Annotated in this window: 11 protein-coding genes; 4 read left to right on the forward strand and 7 right to left on the reverse strand. The window is 70.4% G+C overall.

Translation table 11 applies throughout. The features are described 5' to 3' along the window. Nucleotides 1-76: 76 nt before the first annotated feature. The 5 genes from ABZ876_RS30450 to ABZ876_RS30470 all read right to left on the reverse strand — a co-directional run bounded on the left by ABZ876_RS30450 (nucleotide 77) and on the right by ABZ876_RS30470 (nucleotide 7,691). Nucleotides 77-583: a hypothetical protein gene (locus tag ABZ876_RS30450; protein WP_361787962.1), complete on the reverse strand. Its 507-nt coding sequence runs from the start codon at nucleotides 581-583 to the stop codon at nucleotides 77-79. A gap of 416 nt (nucleotides 584-999) precedes the next feature. Next, on the reverse strand, nucleotides 1,000-1,890 hold the full coding sequence (locus tag ABZ876_RS30455) for a hypothetical protein (protein ID WP_361787964.1): 891 nt from the start codon (nucleotides 1,888-1,890) through the stop codon (nucleotides 1,000-1,002). Beyond that, on the reverse strand, nucleotides 1,887-6,317 hold the full coding sequence (locus ABZ876_RS30460; RefSeq protein ID WP_361788076.1) for a WD40 repeat domain-containing protein: 4,431 nt from the start codon (nucleotides 6,315-6,317) through the stop codon (nucleotides 1,887-1,889). The genes ABZ876_RS30455 and ABZ876_RS30460 overlap by 4 nt, the downstream gene beginning before the upstream one ends. A gap of 214 nt (nucleotides 6,318-6,531) precedes the next feature. Then, a complete protein-coding gene (locus ABZ876_RS30465) occupies nucleotides 6,532-6,804 on the reverse strand; it encodes a hypothetical protein (protein ID WP_361787966.1) in 273 nt (90 codons plus the stop codon). After that, nucleotides 6,789-7,691, reverse strand: coding sequence for an IS701 family transposase (locus ABZ876_RS30470; protein WP_361787968.1), 903 nt, complete (start codon nucleotides 7,689-7,691; stop codon nucleotides 6,789-6,791). Before ABZ876_RS30470 ends, ABZ876_RS30465 begins: the two co-directional genes overlap by 16 nt. On the opposite strand from ABZ876_RS30470, the gene ABZ876_RS30475 reads away from it, so the two are divergent. Beyond that, on the forward strand, nucleotides 7,669-8,304 hold the full coding sequence (locus tag ABZ876_RS30475; protein WP_361787970.1) for a M56 family metallopeptidase: 636 nt from the start codon (nucleotides 7,669-7,671) through the stop codon (nucleotides 8,302-8,304). The genes ABZ876_RS30470 and ABZ876_RS30475 overlap by 23 nt on opposite strands. A 143-nt stretch (nucleotides 8,305-8,447) precedes the next feature. On the opposite strand, the gene ABZ876_RS30480 is transcribed toward ABZ876_RS30475, so the two are convergent. Next, the gene (locus tag ABZ876_RS30480) at nucleotides 8,448-9,386 is read right to left on the reverse strand and encodes an aminoglycoside phosphotransferase family protein (RefSeq protein ID WP_361787972.1); all 939 of its coding nucleotides are present in this window, start codon (nucleotides 9,384-9,386) and stop codon (nucleotides 8,448-8,450) included. Between the two features lie 382 nt (nucleotides 9,387-9,768). Between ABZ876_RS30480 and ABZ876_RS30485 the strand changes: the two genes are divergently transcribed. From ABZ876_RS30485 to ABZ876_RS30495, 3 genes are all read left to right on the forward strand, one after another. Beyond that, nucleotides 9,769-10,977 (forward strand): FAD-dependent oxidoreductase, encoded by a 1,209-nt coding sequence (locus ABZ876_RS30485; RefSeq protein ID WP_361787974.1) that lies wholly within the window; start codon nucleotides 9,769-9,771, stop codon nucleotides 10,975-10,977. Nucleotides 10,978-10,987: 10 nt separating this feature from the next. Continuing rightward, a complete protein-coding gene (locus ABZ876_RS30490; RefSeq protein ID WP_361787976.1) occupies nucleotides 10,988-11,944 on the forward strand; it encodes a sigma-70 family RNA polymerase sigma factor in 957 nt (318 codons plus the stop codon). A gap of 176 nt (nucleotides 11,945-12,120) precedes the next feature. After that, on the forward strand, nucleotides 12,121-12,489 hold the full coding sequence (locus ABZ876_RS30495) for a hypothetical protein (RefSeq protein WP_361787978.1): 369 nt from the start codon (nucleotides 12,121-12,123) through the stop codon (nucleotides 12,487-12,489). A gap of 27 nt (nucleotides 12,490-12,516) precedes the next feature. On the opposite strand, the gene ABZ876_RS30500 is transcribed toward ABZ876_RS30495, so the two are convergent. Beyond that, nucleotides 12,517-14,979 carry a hypothetical protein gene (locus ABZ876_RS30500; protein WP_361787980.1) on the reverse strand — a complete coding sequence of 821 codons (2,463 nt, stop codon included), beginning with the start codon at nucleotides 14,977-14,979 and terminating at the stop codon, nucleotides 12,517-12,519. Nucleotides 14,980-14,982 lie beyond the last annotated feature (3 nt).

Genomic DNA, 14,982 nt, shown 5'->3' on the forward strand with positions numbered 1-14,982 from the left:
GGCCCCGAGAGGGATCCCTCGCCGGTGCCCGCAGCAGTCCCGGCAGCGGTGCCCGTAATGGGTGTGCCCGGTCCGGTCAGGCGTTGTCCGGGCCGAGCTTGGAAGGGTTTCCGATGGTCAGACCGCCTTCGACGTGGGCGGTGCCAGCGGCGAAGGAACCGTTGTCAGCCCGGATGCGAAGGTCGCCTTCGACGGTCAGCCCGTAGGCGCCGAGCGCGGCGAGGGAGGCCTTGCCCACCGCCACGCGGTAGGCCTCGACAGCTTCCTTCAACTGGGCGGCGAACTCCTCGTCCGTGTCGATGGCCTGGGCGAGCGTGCCCTTGATGCTGTGCCGGGTGAAGCCGTCGTTCAAGGTGTGCCGGGCCTGTTCCGGGTCCCGCTGGAGGGCGAAGGTAGCCTCTTGCTCGAGGCGCCCGAGGTCCCCGCTGGAGCCGAGCTTGCCCGCCACGACCTCGTGGACGCGGTCCATCGCCGCGTCCAGCACCGAGTCGACTTCCCCGTCGACCCGTCCGCCGACCCGCTTCGCCTTGCGCAGCGCCCACGCGACGGCACAGGCCACCGCCGTCTCAACCACGATCGTCACAGCGACTTCCCTCCCTTGGAATCCCTGGTCATCCCGCCCCCACGAGTCGACCATGGAGTCACGCTAGTATTCCCGCCCGCCCATCCGCGTATGCTTCCCGCAACGGCCCCTGGCAAAGCCCGCAGCACCGGCCCGCCCCCCGATTCCCCCGCCCCGAAGCGGGGCTTCCTGGTCACAGGCGGAGCAGATCGGCAAGCGTCCCGATCCGCACGAACCCGGTTCGGGAGGATGGGTTGTATGAAATCGACGACTGTCGGCCAGGGCACCGAGCCGGGCGGCCTTCAAGTGCTCGACGACATCCCGTTGTACTGCTGCGCGGTGCCGGGCTGGAAGTTCATCGGCTGATCCTGCAGCGTGGCGACGCCGGTGGCGGGCCCGGCATCTAGGGACGCAGACCGCGCGCCTCGGTGCACCCGTCAGATAACCAGGTACGGGGCGATGGTGGCGGCGCTCGTTGCGGACTGCAGGTAGTTTGTGGCGTGGTGGAAGCGGAACAGACCGCTGATGACGGTGGTGTGGTCGAGGTCTACGCCGTCGAAGAATCTGCTGAGCAGGGGAGGGACGGCCACCGGGTCGCCCGGATCGGCGATGTTGACCCAGCGCGTCCGGCCGGGCAGGCCGGCTCCCCGCGGCGTCCGGCCGTCCGCCCGCGGTGCGGGTACGAGCCGATCGAAGACCACGCGGGGAAGCGCGAGTGGCGAGCCCAGGGTGAGGAACAGCTCGGGACGCAGTTCCGGGTGGGCGTGCAGGGCCTCGTAGGCGACGACCGAGCCGAGGGAGTGCGCGATGACGATCCGCGGCCGATGGCGGGCGAGCCGCTCGGCGACCTCCTCACGCACGGCACGTCGCTGCGGGGCGTCGTGGGCCCGCAGGTAGGCGGCGACCTCACCGCACCACATGCGGAGGAACACCCGTAGCGGCCCCTCCGCGAGGTCGAACCGGCGGGCCACCCACGACGACAAGGCCCGCAGCGGCATGGCCACGTGACCCTGCGCGGCTTCGTCGGGAGCCCCCAGTTCCCGCGCCCACTCCTCCAGCATCATCTGCGCCAGCGGATCGTCCAAGACGTCGTCGCTCCCCACTCCCTGGGCGGCCGGGCCGGTGGCCAGCTTGTCCGCGTAGTAGGCGAAATCGAGATCGATCCGGTCCGGGGTGACACCGAGACCGTTGCTCAGGTGCCGTGCCCACAGCGCGGCCTTCTGGGCGCGGAGCTCCTCGGTGCGGCTGCGGGACAGACCGGCACCGAAGCTGTTGCCGATGCCATGAACGGCGATGATGCGAAGAGTTGGGGCACTGGTGCTGGTCAACGGGGTCTCCCTCCCAGGGGTGTGAGGCTGACCAAGCGTGTGAGGCTGAGTACGACGACCTCGTTGCCGGCTCCGACGGCGACCGTGCCGTGAACGCCGACGGCGACGGCTCCGCAGGTGTCGGGGAGGCGGAAGACGGCGCGGCAGGACCCGGTTTCGAGGTCCCACACCCGTATGGACGCGTCGTCGCTGCCGGTGATCGCGTACGTGCGCCCCTCCCACTCGGCGATCGCCACCGCCCGCACCCCGTCGGTGTGGCCGTCGAGAACGAGGACACAGGCGCCGGCGGCGAGGTCCCACACCCGCGCCGATCCGTCCTCGCTGCCGGTGACCGCGTGGGGACGACCCGCCAGGTCCGTGACCGCGACCGCGTACACCGAGCCGGTGTGGCCGGTCAGGGTCCGGACGTGGGTGGGGCGGTCGGGAGTGAGGTCCCAGATCCGGAGGTCGCGCCCGTAGCTGCCGGTGACAGCGTGCGGGCGGTCCTCCAGTGTGGCGACCGCGATCGCCTGGATCCCGTAGTCGCCCATGAGGGCGGTGCGGGGGCGGCCATCCGTGGTGAGGTCCCACACTGCCACCAGACCTTCGCTTTCCTCCCGGCCCCAGGTGCCGAGCACCGCGTGCGGGCGGCCCGCCACCGTCGTCGACGTCGCCGCCACCGAGAAGGCCCAGCTGGGGGTGAGGGTGCGGCTGACGGTGCCGGCGCTCAGCTCCACCACTGGCGCGCGGCTGTCCTGGCAGCCGATGATCACATGTGGGCGGCCCTGCAGTTCCGTCACAGCGATCGAACACACCTTGCGGTCGGGGCCGGGCAGGGAGCGGACGCAGGTGCCGGCGGCGAGGTCCCACACCCGCAGCAACCCATCCCCTTCGTCGCCCCCGGTGATGACGTGCGGGCGGCCGTCGAGGTCCGTCACTGCCATCGCCGTCACCTGACTGGTGTGGCCGGCCAGGGCGCGGCTGGGAGTGCCGGAGGCCAGGTCCCAAATCCGGGTCTGCCCGCTCCAGTCCGTGGTGACGGCGTGCGGGCGGCCGCCCAGGTGCACCACTGCCACCCCGTGCAGGCGTCTGGTGTGGCCGGTCAGGGTGCGGACGCACGCGCCCGTGGTCAGGTCCCAGACCCGCACCTGCCCGTCCCAGTCCGCGGTGAAGGCGTGCGGGCGGCCGTCCAGGTGCACCCCCTCCGCCCTGTGCACTCGGCCGGTGTGGCCGGTCAGGGTGCGGACGCACGCGCCCGTGGTCAGGTCCCAGACCCGCACCTGCCCGTCCCAGCCCGCGGTGAAGGCGTGCGGGCGGCCGTCCAGTTCGGTCACCGCCACCGCGTCCAATTCCTCGGACTGATCTGCCAGGGGATTGTTCAGGTCACCGGTGGCCGCGTCCCACACCCGCACCTCCCTTCTCCCGGTGCCGAGTTCGACGATGGCGTACACGCGGTTCGCCAGGACCGCCATCGCCGCGGCCTTGCCCCAGTCGCCCGTCAGGACATGGGTGCGGACACCGGTGGCGAGGTCCCAGATCCGAATCTGCGCCGGCCCCCGATCTTGTTTACCGCCGGCGAGCAGGTGCGGGCGACCCCCCAGCCCCACCACCGCCACCGCCTCCACCCATCCGCCCTGCCCGGCCAGAGGGTGGGCGCGACCACCCGTCACCAGGTCCCACACGTCCACCGATCTGCCACTACTGATGACCACGTGGGGATGCCCGTTCAGCTGCGCCACCGCCATCGACCGCACACCGCCGGTGTGGGGCAGGGTCCGGACGAGGGCGCCGCTGGTGGCGTCCCACACCCGCACCGGCCCGAGGTCGCAGCCGGCGATCACGTGCGGCCGGCCGTCCAGCTCCGCCACCACCGCCGCTGCCGCGTACGTCGCGTCGTCGTGGACCAGCAGGGTGCGGACCAGGGCCGGTGAGACCTGGCCGCCGGTCGCCCACCGGACGTGCCAGTCGGCGTCACCCGGCAGGTCGGCCTGCAACCGCGTGTTGGCAAAGCGGGCCGCGTCCAGGGCCAGGAGCTGGCGGCGGGCACCGGCCGGCAGCGCGTGGTGCACGCCCCAGGAAGCCCGGTACACGGCGGCGTCCAGCCGGGCCTGGTCGGATCGGGCGTGGCCCGCGGCATCGGCGACCGAGCGCGGGTCGGCGTGGACGAGGAACTCGGCGTCACCGACGAGGCCGTCGAACTTCCCGGCATCCACGGCGTGTTGGGCTATGTGCCGCAGCAGGTACGGAACGGCCCGATCCCATCGCGTGCGGCTCGCCACGTCGCGGTCCACACAGTCCGCCAACCGTTCGTACAGCCGCTCGGCGCGGGCGAGGAGGCCGTTGCCGGTCGGACCGGTGCGGCGCTCCTCGCGGGCCGGCCGGTCGGCCGGGGTGTCCCGCAGCCATTCGGCGAGGCCCTCGTGGAAGAGCCGGTAGAGGGCGGTGCCGTCCTCGTCGACCTCCCGGCGCAGGTAGAAGCGCGCCTCGCCGTCCAGGAGTTCCTGCAACTGCTTCCAAGGGATCGGGTCGCCGCCGGTGGCGGTGAAGGCCATCGCCGCGTGGGCGAGGACACTCTCGGGCATGCCGCGCCCTTGCGCGAAGGCCAGAGCGGTCAGCACCGGGCGCAGGAAAGGACTGACGGTACGCCGTCGCAGGTCGAGTTTGAGGAGAGCGGGCAGGCTGCGGGGCACGGCCCGGCCCAGGGCGGCCGCCTCCTCGGCGGTGGCTCGGGGCTCCTCGCCGGCCAGCAGGTAGTGGACGTAGAGCCCGGCGGTCAGGAACTCGCCCCACTGGAGGGCGTCGTCGGTCCCGAGCCCGCCCCGGCGGTCGTCGACGCGGCCGGTGAGGCGCTCGGCGATGGCCCGCGCGAGGGCGTTGCGGGCCGGGCGCCGGGTGCCGTCGGAGTACGGGCTGTCGTCGGTGGCCAGGAGCCGGTTGACGTAGTCGGTGAGGCCCAGGCGGACGGCGACCGGGCTGGCCGCGCTCAGGTCGGTGTGGCCGGCCTGAGCGCGGGCGAGGGCCTGCAGTGCCGCGAAACGGGGGTCGTCGCGCGTGCCGACCAACAGCCGCAGCCGGATTCCCTCTGCCTGCGACTGCTGGGCGAGAGGGAGCAGGACGGTGCTGGCGATCTCCTCGGGCCGGATCGCCTCGTCGAGAGCGTCGATGATCACGGTGACCGGGGGGCCGTCACCGGGCAGCATGCCCAGCAGCAGGTCAGCGGGGCTCGGGTCCATGCCGCCGTGCCTCTCCCCGGGTGCGGCCGCGTCGGCCCGGCCACCCATCCCGCGCAGCTGGCGGCCAAGGGAGTCGACGACCTGCCCACGGTCCAGACGGCGGGCGTGGACCACCGCGATCCGCTCGTTGCGCCCAGGAGCCCGCTCGCCCAGCCCGCGCCACAGCGGCTCGGTGTGCTCGCGCAGCAGGGGATGCGCGGCACAGACCAGGATGCCCAGCAGGGCGGACTTCCCCGCACCCGGTTTGCCGGTGACCACGCGCAGGCCCGGTCCGGCAGCGGGATCGTCGAGCCAGGCAGACAGCTCGTCCAACTCCTCGTCACGGCCTGAGAAGTAGCCCTTGTCCCAGCCGCGGCCGACGGGTTCGCCGCCGCCGGCACGTCGCATGAAGTGCTCGGGATCGACGTCGGCCCAGTCCGTGAGGCGGGCGATCTCCGGCGGCAAGCCGGCGACCGGGCTGCTGAGGGGGTCGTAGGAAGGGTTGGGGAAGAACGGAAGGTGGGATAAGTCGGCGTGCGAGGGCACCAGGCTGGTGCCGACCCGCTGCTCCAGGGCGTCGGCCTCCCGCCATAGGCGGTCCACCGCGTGCCCGATCTCCCGCCAGACGGCGGGCGCGGGGATGTACCGGACGGAGGGGTCGAACCGGATCTGACCGGAGGCGTAACCGGCCAGCACGCTCACCAGGGCTCGGCTCAGCCGGTAGTCGTACGCCCGGTCGGTGGGGTCGGTCGCGGCCAGGACCCACGCGCGCCGCTTCGCCGTGTCCATCCGCGCATGCCACGACAGCACCGCGGCCTGACCGGCGTGGCACACGTCCAGGATGAACAACGTCATGGGCCGGTGCTCGTCCGGATGGTCCTCGATCAGATCGATCCACTCGCCCACCGGAGGCCGGATGCGCCTGCCGTCACGATCAAGCAGGTACAGCTGTTCGCTGCCGCCACCGGCCAGCTCGCCGTGCCCGACGACATGCACGACCAGCACGTCGACGTCCGCGTCCGCCAGCGCCGAGTCGACCAGCGCGGGGAAGCTTGCGTCCGGGCCGAGCGAGCCTTCGCTCGGGCCGTGCGCCTCGACCGACGTGTAGCCGAAATCCCGGAAGGCCTGCGCGACATTCGCGGCATGCCGCGGGGCATGCTCGAGTGGATCAAGGCCCGGCCTCGGTGAGTCGCCGTCCTCGGTGCGCTCCAGCGGCAGGCCGAAGGACAGCACCACGTGTCGCAACGCACCGCCCCCACCCCGTGACCCGCCCGCCACAGCTCCCGCCCCTGTCCGGTTCATTCGTGTTCCGCCGCTTCCCCGACGATAGACATGCCGGGTCCTTCCGGCCACCACAACGGTCGCATCCGGACACACGGACCATGCCCGCCTCGCTGGCGTTCGAGCCGAACAGCCACGGCAGCTGTAAGTCGTGATTCACGGGTTTCGGTCACGTGGCCGCCGCGGCGGTGATGTTGTTCCATCGGCGGTGGGCCTCAGTGACCTGGTGTCGGTGGTGACGGCGCCAGGCAGACCAGTGCAGGGCGTGCTCGAGGGCGCGGCGGGGCGTGGGGAGTGCGGTGATCCGCAGGACGGCCAGGAGTTCGCGGCCGCTGGCCGGGGCGAGTTGAAGGCCGTGGTCGGCTCCGTCGACGGTGCGGGTGGCAGCGTGGGTGACGGCGAGGACGGCGGCGGCGAACAGGCTGATCAGGCTCCAGCGCATCGGAGGTCCAGCAGGTCACCTGGCCCTGGTCGAGTCCGGGCAGGCCCTTCGCGCCTTGGAAGTCCTCCTCGATCTTCCAGCGGGTGCAGATGATGTTCACGAGGACCGCGAGGCTGACGGGGGTGGCGGAGTGGCAGCGGTAGAAGGACAGTTCGCGGGTATAACGGTGACGGCGCATGACGAGGAACGCGTGCCCGGCGTCGTCCCGGTCCACGGGGGGCGTCGGCCAGGACGTCGATCAGGGCCCAGTCGTAGTGGCGGTCGCCGTTGGTGCCGTTGCCCGTACGTCGTCGCATCCAGGCCCTGGCCGGCACCTTCGCCGCCGGCTCAGTGGCGCTGAAGCGGCCCACGGCAGTGCTCGCGCGATGGTCGGCCTTGACCGCCAGGGCGTAGTCGAAGCCCAGAGTGCGGGCGGTGCGGCGCAGCTCCAGGCTGCCGTAGACCTCGTCGCCGGTGAACCAGCGGGCGGGAAGGCCGCGTTGACGGGCACGGTGCAGCGTGGCGGCGGCCAGTTGAGGCTTGGTGGCGAAGGTGACCTCGTCGGGCACGTGCCGCAGCAGCCTGCGCTCCTCGTCTTCGGCCCAGGCGGCGGGCAGGTAGAGCTCGCGGTCGATCAGGGCGTGACCGCGCGGCGAGGCGTAGGTGAGATGGACGGCGACCTGGCACAGGCCCACCCCGCCAAGAGCGCCTGAGTACTGGTGGCAGGCTCCCACGCAGTCGGTGGAAGACTTCTCGTCACCCGTCTCGTCGACGATCAACACGGCTTCGTTGTCGGTGAGTTCGGCCGCGACCCAGACGGCGAGACGGTCGCGGGCCAGGTCATGGTTCCAGGCGCCGCGCGAGAGGAAGTGCGCGGCCGCCCGCATGCTCTGGCGTCGTGCCCGCACGCTGGCCACCGCCGCGCTGGACGCGGCCTGCATGCCCGCGCGCGACGGCCTGGTCGTGATGGAGGACGAAGCGCCCGACTCCTACGCGCTGCCTGGCCTGCCCGGCCGGGTCGTCGTCTCCACCGGCATGCTGCACACCCTGCACGAGAGCGAGCACGACATCCTGCTCGCCCACGAACGCGCCCACCTCACCGGCCACCACTACGCCTTCGTCGCCGTGGCCCAGCTCGGCGCCGCCGCCAACCCGCTCCTGCGTCCCCTCGCTGCGGCCGTCACCTACACCATCGAACGCTGGGCCGACGAGAATGCGGCCACCGCCACCGGCGACCGCACCCGCGTCGCCCGCACCGTCGGCAAGGCCGCCCTCGCCGCCCACCGCGCCCCGGCCCGCACCCGCGCCGCGGGCGCCGCCCTCGGTATCCTCGGTCGCCGCGGCCCGCTTGCCACCGCTGGGCCGGTACCCCGTCGCGTCGCCGCGCTCCTCGCGCCGCCGCTCGGGCGCCATCCCGCCCTCGCGGCGGCAATCGCAGCCATGCTGACCGCCGCTACGCTCGCCACCGCCGAGGCCGCCCACGACCTCCACGTGCTGCTGAGGACGGTCGGTGCCTGGTAGGGGCCTTCACCGGAATGCGCCCGGCGTGAGTCGGACGAGGGCCCGGCGGCAGCGACACATGCACTAACCATCACCCAGGCAGCCACGGGCATCCCTCGCACGCTCCGAAGCCCTCAGCAGGCGTGGCTGATCGGCCAGATGTTTCAGCCCACGACGGCGAGGACGTCCGCCATGGAGTCGTAGCTAGCACGCACCCCTTCCCGATTGCCGAGGCGATGCCGTTCGAGGCGGATGGCGCCGAGATGCCGGGCTTCGTAGATCTTCTGGCGCCATCGAGCGTTCTCGGACTGGTCCAAGGGCCCGTACGTGTCCCAGAACGCAGTCCGTTCGTCGCACTTGGCCGTGACCATGCGAATGGTCCAGTCGGCCGCCGGATCACCCCACCACGTCCGGTCAAAGTCGTATACGCCGGTGATCGTCGGCTCCGGCGCATCACGAGCAAGTAGCGTGCTGGGGACCCACAAGTCCCCGCCAAGCAAGCGCGGTTCGGTGATCTCATCCAGGACGGTTCGGTGGCGGAGTACGGCCGCGACGACCTTGCGCGCGTCAGCGGCGTCGAGGCCCGCCCCCTCCGAGTCGGCGGCGATGTCCTCCAAGGACGCGGCGACCGCATCGCTCCACGTTCCGTATGAGGGAGCGGCGACCGGGCCGAAGGACGGCCCGCAAACCATATGGACGCGGCGGGTGATCTCGCCGCGCTGCCGGTAGTACACCGGCCACGTCGACCGCGGGTAGGTGCGCAGGTGCTCGGTGGCGGGACTGCCGTCGAGCAGAGTCTGCATCATGTAGTCGCGGCCGATGAGCTCGTGGGTGAAGTCCACCGTGATGAGGCGGGGCATGAGGGGCGCGAGCGCCGCGAGGTAGGGCAGGCTGGCGTACTCGTTGCGCATCAAGGCCCGCTCCGAGGTGAACTGGCGGCCCGGCTCCGGGGCGATCCGCAGGATCACCGGTCGCTCCTGGCCGACGACAGCGACTTTGAGGGTGGTGTTGTACATCCCGGTGCCGAGCTCGGTGGCGGAGAGCAGCTTCGTGTGCGTGCCGAAGGCCCGGCGGCAGATCGCCTCGATCGCGTCGGCGCTCACGGCCTGCTGAAACGCCTCGGGCGCACGCGGGTGATGCGGATGCGTGAAATTCCCCAGGCACGATCAATCTCCCCACTTGGTTGACGTGGCAAACGAAGTCCTGGAGTCGCCCGTCTCAGGAGGGTCCCAGGCCGGCCCGGGCGGTCCAGGGGTACACGATCGGGACCTGCTCGCCCACCCGTCACTGTTGCGCTCGGGACGCGCCATCGCCGGACAACGGCACGGTGCAGCGAGTTCTCCGAACTAACGATTTTTGGTCCGAGACCCTGGCCGAGGATCGCTCCTCCCGGTCCGTGACCCATGTCACACGCGGTTCCTGTCAGCAATCGGGAGGCTGTCCCGCTCAAGTCGCCGGGAGTAAGCCAACCGACAGGAGCGAGACATGAAGCACCGCATCGTCGTCCTCGGCGCCGGCTATGCCGGGTCCTACGTGGCCGGGACCCTGGCCCGCCGGTTGTCCCCGGCGGACACCGAGATCACCGTGGTCAACGCCGAGCCGGACTTCGTCCAGCGGCTGCGGCTGCACCAGCTCGCGGCCGGCCGGGAGATCGACGCTCCCCAGCTCGCCGACGTCTTCGCGGGCACGGGGGTTCGGCTGCGCCTGGCCCGTGTCACCGCCGTCGACCCCGAGCGCCAGGTCGTCGCCGTGGCCGACGCCGAGGGCGAGGGCGAGCTGGGCTACGACACGCTTGTCTACGCGCTTGGCAGCCACAGTGCCGACCACGGTATCCCCGGCGCGGCTGAGCACGGTTTCGACGTCGCCAGCCGGCCCTCGGCGTTGCGCCTGCGCGAGCGCCTGGACAGCCTGGGCAGGCAGGGCGAAAGCGGGCGTGTGCTGGTCGTCGGCGACGGGTTGACCGGCATCGAGACCGCCACTGAGATCGCCGAAACGCGGCCCGGCCTGTCGGTGGCATTGGTTGCCCGCGGCAAGCTGGGCGCCCCCCTCTCCGTCGGAGCCCGCAGCCACCTGCGTCAGGCTTGCGATCGGCTGGGCATCACCGTCCTGGAGCACACCGAGGTCGAAGCCGTCGAGGCGGCGCGGGTGCTATGCGCCGACGGCACCGCCCTGGCGTCCGACGCAACCGTGTGGACGGCCGGGTTCGCGGTCAGCCGCATCGCTGCCGCTGGCGGGCTGGAGGTCACCGAGAACGGTCGGATCGTCGTCGATCGCACCATGCGGTCCCTCTCGCACCCGAACGTCTACGCCGCCGGCGACAGCGCCTACGCCGTCGGTGACAACGGCCGCCCACTGCCGATGTCCTGCGCTTCGGCTGGCTACACCGGCATGCAGGCCACGGCCGCGATCGTGGGACGTCTGACCGGCCGCAAGATCCCGAACACTAAGCTGGAGTACCTGGGCAACCACATCAGCCTCGGGCGGCGGGACGGGATCCTGCAGATGGTCGACGACGAAGGGCAGGCAAAGCCGAAGTACGTGGGCGGCCAGAAGGCCGCGTGGATCAAGGCGGCCATCCTCAAGATGTCGCTGTGGACCACCTCACACCCGACCTTCGGCCTGCCCAAGCGCAAGCACCGCCTGGCCGCTGCGCCGCACGCGTCCGCCGACAAGACGCCTCGCGTAGCCGCCTAGGGTGATCCGAGTGGACAACACCGCGACCGATCGCTTCGACATCAGCCAGTTCGAGGCCAGCCGGAACCGGCTGGCCTCGCTGGCGTACCGGCTGCTGGGCTCCGCCGTCGATGCCGAGGACGCCGTGCAAGACGCGTTCCTGCACTGGCAAGCCGCCGACCGGCAGCGGATCAAGGTGCCGGAAGCATGGCTGACCAAGGTCGTCACCAACCTCTGCCTGGACCGGCTCCGCTCGGCGCAGGCCCGCCGCGAACGCACCGCGGGTGCCTGGCTGCCCGAACCGCTCCTCGACGGCGACCCGATGCTCGGACCGGCCGACACCTTCGAGCAGCGCGAATCGGTCTCCCTCGCCGTACTGACGCTCATGGAACGCCTGTCACCCGTCGAGCGGGCCGTCTACGTCCTGCGCGAAGCGTTCTCCCACAGTCACGCCGAGATCGCCGAGATCCTCAACCTCACCGAGTCCGCAAGCCAGCAGCACCTCCACCGGGCCCGACGCCGCATCACCGGTGCGCGCCGCGGCGGCGAAGAGGAATTCGATCCAGCAGCCGCCCGCAGGATCGTCGAGGAGTTCCTCGCCGCCGCCTCCTCGGGCCGCACCGAACGGCTGGTCGCGCTGCTCACCGACGACGCCACTGCGATCTCCGACGGCGCCGGCCTGACCGAGAAGCTGCTGCAGTTCGACACCGCGCAGCGCATCGCCGCCGTCGCACGGGCCGGCTTCAAACCCACACCCGCGAAACGGCGACTCGCCGGCGGCACGCCCGCCGTCCACTACGCACTCGTCAACCGCGCCCCCGCCATCCTCTTCGTGATCGGCGACCGGGTCATCGGCGCCGTGACGTTCGACATCGCAGGAGGCAAGATCGCAACGGTGCGCGGCATCGCCGCCCCCGCCCGTCTCATCCGCCTCACCGAAGACTGGAGGCAGCACGAACCGGACACGCCGCTTATCACCCAGTGGTGAGCCCCTCGCCGACCGCCGTCCGGCGCAGCGCCCGCGTTCACGGCCAGAAGCTCGTTGAACGGCTGCTACCTCGTCCTGGCGGGTGGGGAATCAACTCAGCAGGTCCGTCCAACCCGTGAGCACCGGGTGGGGATTTTCAAATATCGCCATCACCCACCCGCAAGGTCAAGTCCCCGATGCCCCGCTACAGCGAGCGACGCGACGACGGCCGTCCCGATCACAGCCGCACCATCACCGACCTCACCGTCACCGTCCTCGAACCCGGCCCCGAACAGCCGCCTTTGCCCACGGCCTCCCGCGACGACCGCTACACCGCCCCAGCCCAGCGCCGACGACACCGGACTCTCGCCCTGCTGCAGGACGACCCGACGCGCCTATGGAGACCCGCGGAGATCGCCGCCCACTTCGGCGACATCACCCCGCACATCATGTATCGGCAGCTCTCCCGATGGGCCGACACCGGGCTCATCCACAAACTCGCGCCCGGCCTCTACGCAGCCACTGCCTGGACCTCAACCCCCTTGCCACCACCACAAACAGGCTAACTCCCCGGCCTTGGGGGAAGGCCCGTCCTACCGGGGTGGCAGCACCTCCCACTGTTTGGAAAGCGAGCCGTCGGGTGCTAACCCGTACTGTTTGAATCGCCTCGCCTCGTGGAGGCGACCCTCTTTCTCGAGTAGCGCGGCGACTTCGTGGGTGGCCAGGGAGTGTTGTTGTCTTTCTGCGGCGCGCTGGTACCAGCGTATGGCCTCTTCAATGCGGCCCATCTCCCCCAAAGTGTCGGCTATGTCGGTCACCGCGGAGTGGTCACCGGCTTCCGCAGCGTGCTGATACCAGGCAAGCGCTTTGGCGGCTTTCCCCGCTACCCTCAGCCTCGAGGCCAATTTCTTGGCAGCGATAGGGTCGCCTGCTTCGGCGCGGTCCCGGATCCAGGCGTCAGCTTCGTCGGCGCGGCCGCTTTCTTCCAGAAGCTCAACCGCCAGGTCTAGTGCCGTAAACCCGTCCGAAAATTCGTCACCGCCCCACTCCTTGAACCTCTGACGCAAGGAGTGCTCACCGTCTACGCTCTGCAGGTATGCAATGGCGCGGTCAATCCAGATTTCGGCTTGCTCGGCATGGCCAAAGATAGAACCGCGAGCCATCGTATACATGGCCAGTGGGTCTCCGCTTTCCGCGCGGTTCCGCAACCAGGCAATCAGTTCATCGTTCCTGCCCGCCTCCTCCAGCGCTGTGGTAAGCGTGATCATGGTGTAGATGTCGCCGGCCTCGGCACGCTGCCACAACCAGACGGGCATGTCTTCTGGACGGCCTGCCTCTTGCATCATGTCCGCCGCCGCGCCGGCCGCTCCGGCGGACATGTCGCGAAGCCACTGGGGTAGCCCAGTAGTGGTCGCCACGCGTTGATACCAGGTGAGGGCTTCGTCGATGCGACCAGCTTCCTTCAGCATCTCGGCCGCCTTGTACGCAGCCTCCAATGCGCATACTTGGTGGTCGCCATCGGCGGCGCGCTGGTACCAGGTGAGGGCTTCGTCGATGCGACCAGCTTCCTTCAGTACCTCGGCGCCAGCGAAGCTCGCCTCGGATGCCGCTTCAGGATGCCCGCTTTCGGCGGCATGCTGAATCCATCTGAGGGCTTCGGAGGTGCGGCCGGCTTGGATGAGCATTTCCACGGCGGTGCGGGTTGCGTAGGTGTTGCCTGTCTCACCGGCGTCGCGTAGCCAGGAAAGCGCCTCCTCCGTCCCCCTTACTTCCTGGAGTTGGCCGACGGTTGCCGGCAAAATCAGCTCACCGCCGTTCGCCGCGACGCTCCTTTTCCACACGGTGTCATCGACCCATGGAACTTGAGGATATCCAGCGTGCACCAGCCGGTTCCACACCCAATACAGCAGCCCGGGGCGACCCATTTCGGGCGCCTCGGAGTACAGCTCGCAGGCGCGTTGGAACCACGGCAGTGCTTCCTCTTCGCGGCTTGCCTCTATCAGGGTTTTCGCCACCCGGAGGCATGCCGTTGAGTCACCGGCGGCTGCGGCTACGGTCCAGAGTTGAACGGCCAGCTTCATCAGACCACGGTCACTAGCAGACCTGGCGAGTGTGGGGAGGTCGGTGCGGCTGGCGTGGTCGGTGAGGGCTGTCCACAGAGAAGCGGGGGCCGGGGTGCTGCCACGGACGGTGCGGCCGTAATTCTCAAGGTAGTCGGCGAGCAGATAGTGGGGGTGGGCAAGGGCTGGTTGAGCGCCGACAGGGCGGATAGGCGTGAGCGCGCCGCGGATGCCATATAGAGGAGCGGCGGCGTAGGCGAGGGCACGTTCCAACCAGTCGTCGCTCAGCAGGTCGCGCTGGTGGTTGGTGAGGTAGCCGTCGGCGGCGGCCTCGAGCAGAGTGAGGGGCAGGGCTGGGCCGTGCCCGAGACGACGTGCGTCCATGGCTGCTTCAATCAGTGCCTTCGCGCCCGGAGGGCCGGTCCGGTAGCGGTCGATTAGGGCTGGTGCACCGGCCAGGTATTGAGTGATGTGCCCTTGCTCTGCATGCTGGGCGGCGTAGGCCAAGCGCGGGTCGTTGTACGCCGCTGTTTGCAGAGACCGCAGGTCAGCTTCACTGAATCGGTCAGGCACGACGATGGCTGTGCCTGTGGCGGTGAGTAGGGCACGGGCCTGGGGGTGCTGGTCCGTTTCCTTGACTCTGGGCGGGGTTGTGATGGTGGCCCAGTGTTCGGGCCAGGCTGTTCCGAGCACCAGCACGGGAGCCCGCTCGGGGTCGTGCATGAGCAAGTGCAGTCCTGCGGCGACGCGCTCACCGAGTGTCTTGGTTGCCGTCAGCAGGCAGTGCTGGATCTCGTTGAGCCACACGACGGTGCAGGGGCGGACGTGGCCCAGGTCACGCAGGGCGGCTTCGGGCCGGCTGGGGGCGAAGGGGTGCCATAGCCGCCACTTTCCCGGGAGCGCCTGCACGGCTTCCCAACAAGCCCGAGTCTTGCCCGACGATGATTCTCCCACCAGCACGGCCAGTTGGCTCACGCCCTCGGCTGCGCGCTGCACGAT

This window comes from Streptomyces sp. NPDC046931, assembly GCF_040644655.1.
Classification (GTDB): domain Bacteria; phylum Actinomycetota; class Actinomycetes; order Streptomycetales; family Streptomycetaceae; genus Streptomyces.

Bases quoted from the DNA above. Each gene is read 5' to 3' on its own strand.
- ABZ876_RS30465 (WP_361787966.1), bottom strand. From the start codon at position 6,804: ATGCGCTGGAGCCTGATCAGCCTGTTCGCCGCCGCCGTCCTCGCCGTC.
- ABZ876_RS30475 (WP_361787970.1), top strand. From the start codon at position 7,669: ATGCTCTGGCGTCGTGCCCGCACGCTGGCCACCGCCGCGCTGGACGCG.
- ABZ876_RS30485 (WP_361787974.1), top strand. From the start codon at position 9,769: ATGAAGCACCGCATCGTCGTCCTCGGCGCCGGCTATGCCGGGTCCTAC.
- ABZ876_RS30495 (WP_361787978.1), top strand. From the start codon at position 12,121: ATGCCCCGCTACAGCGAGCGACGCGACGACGGCCGTCCCGATCACAGC.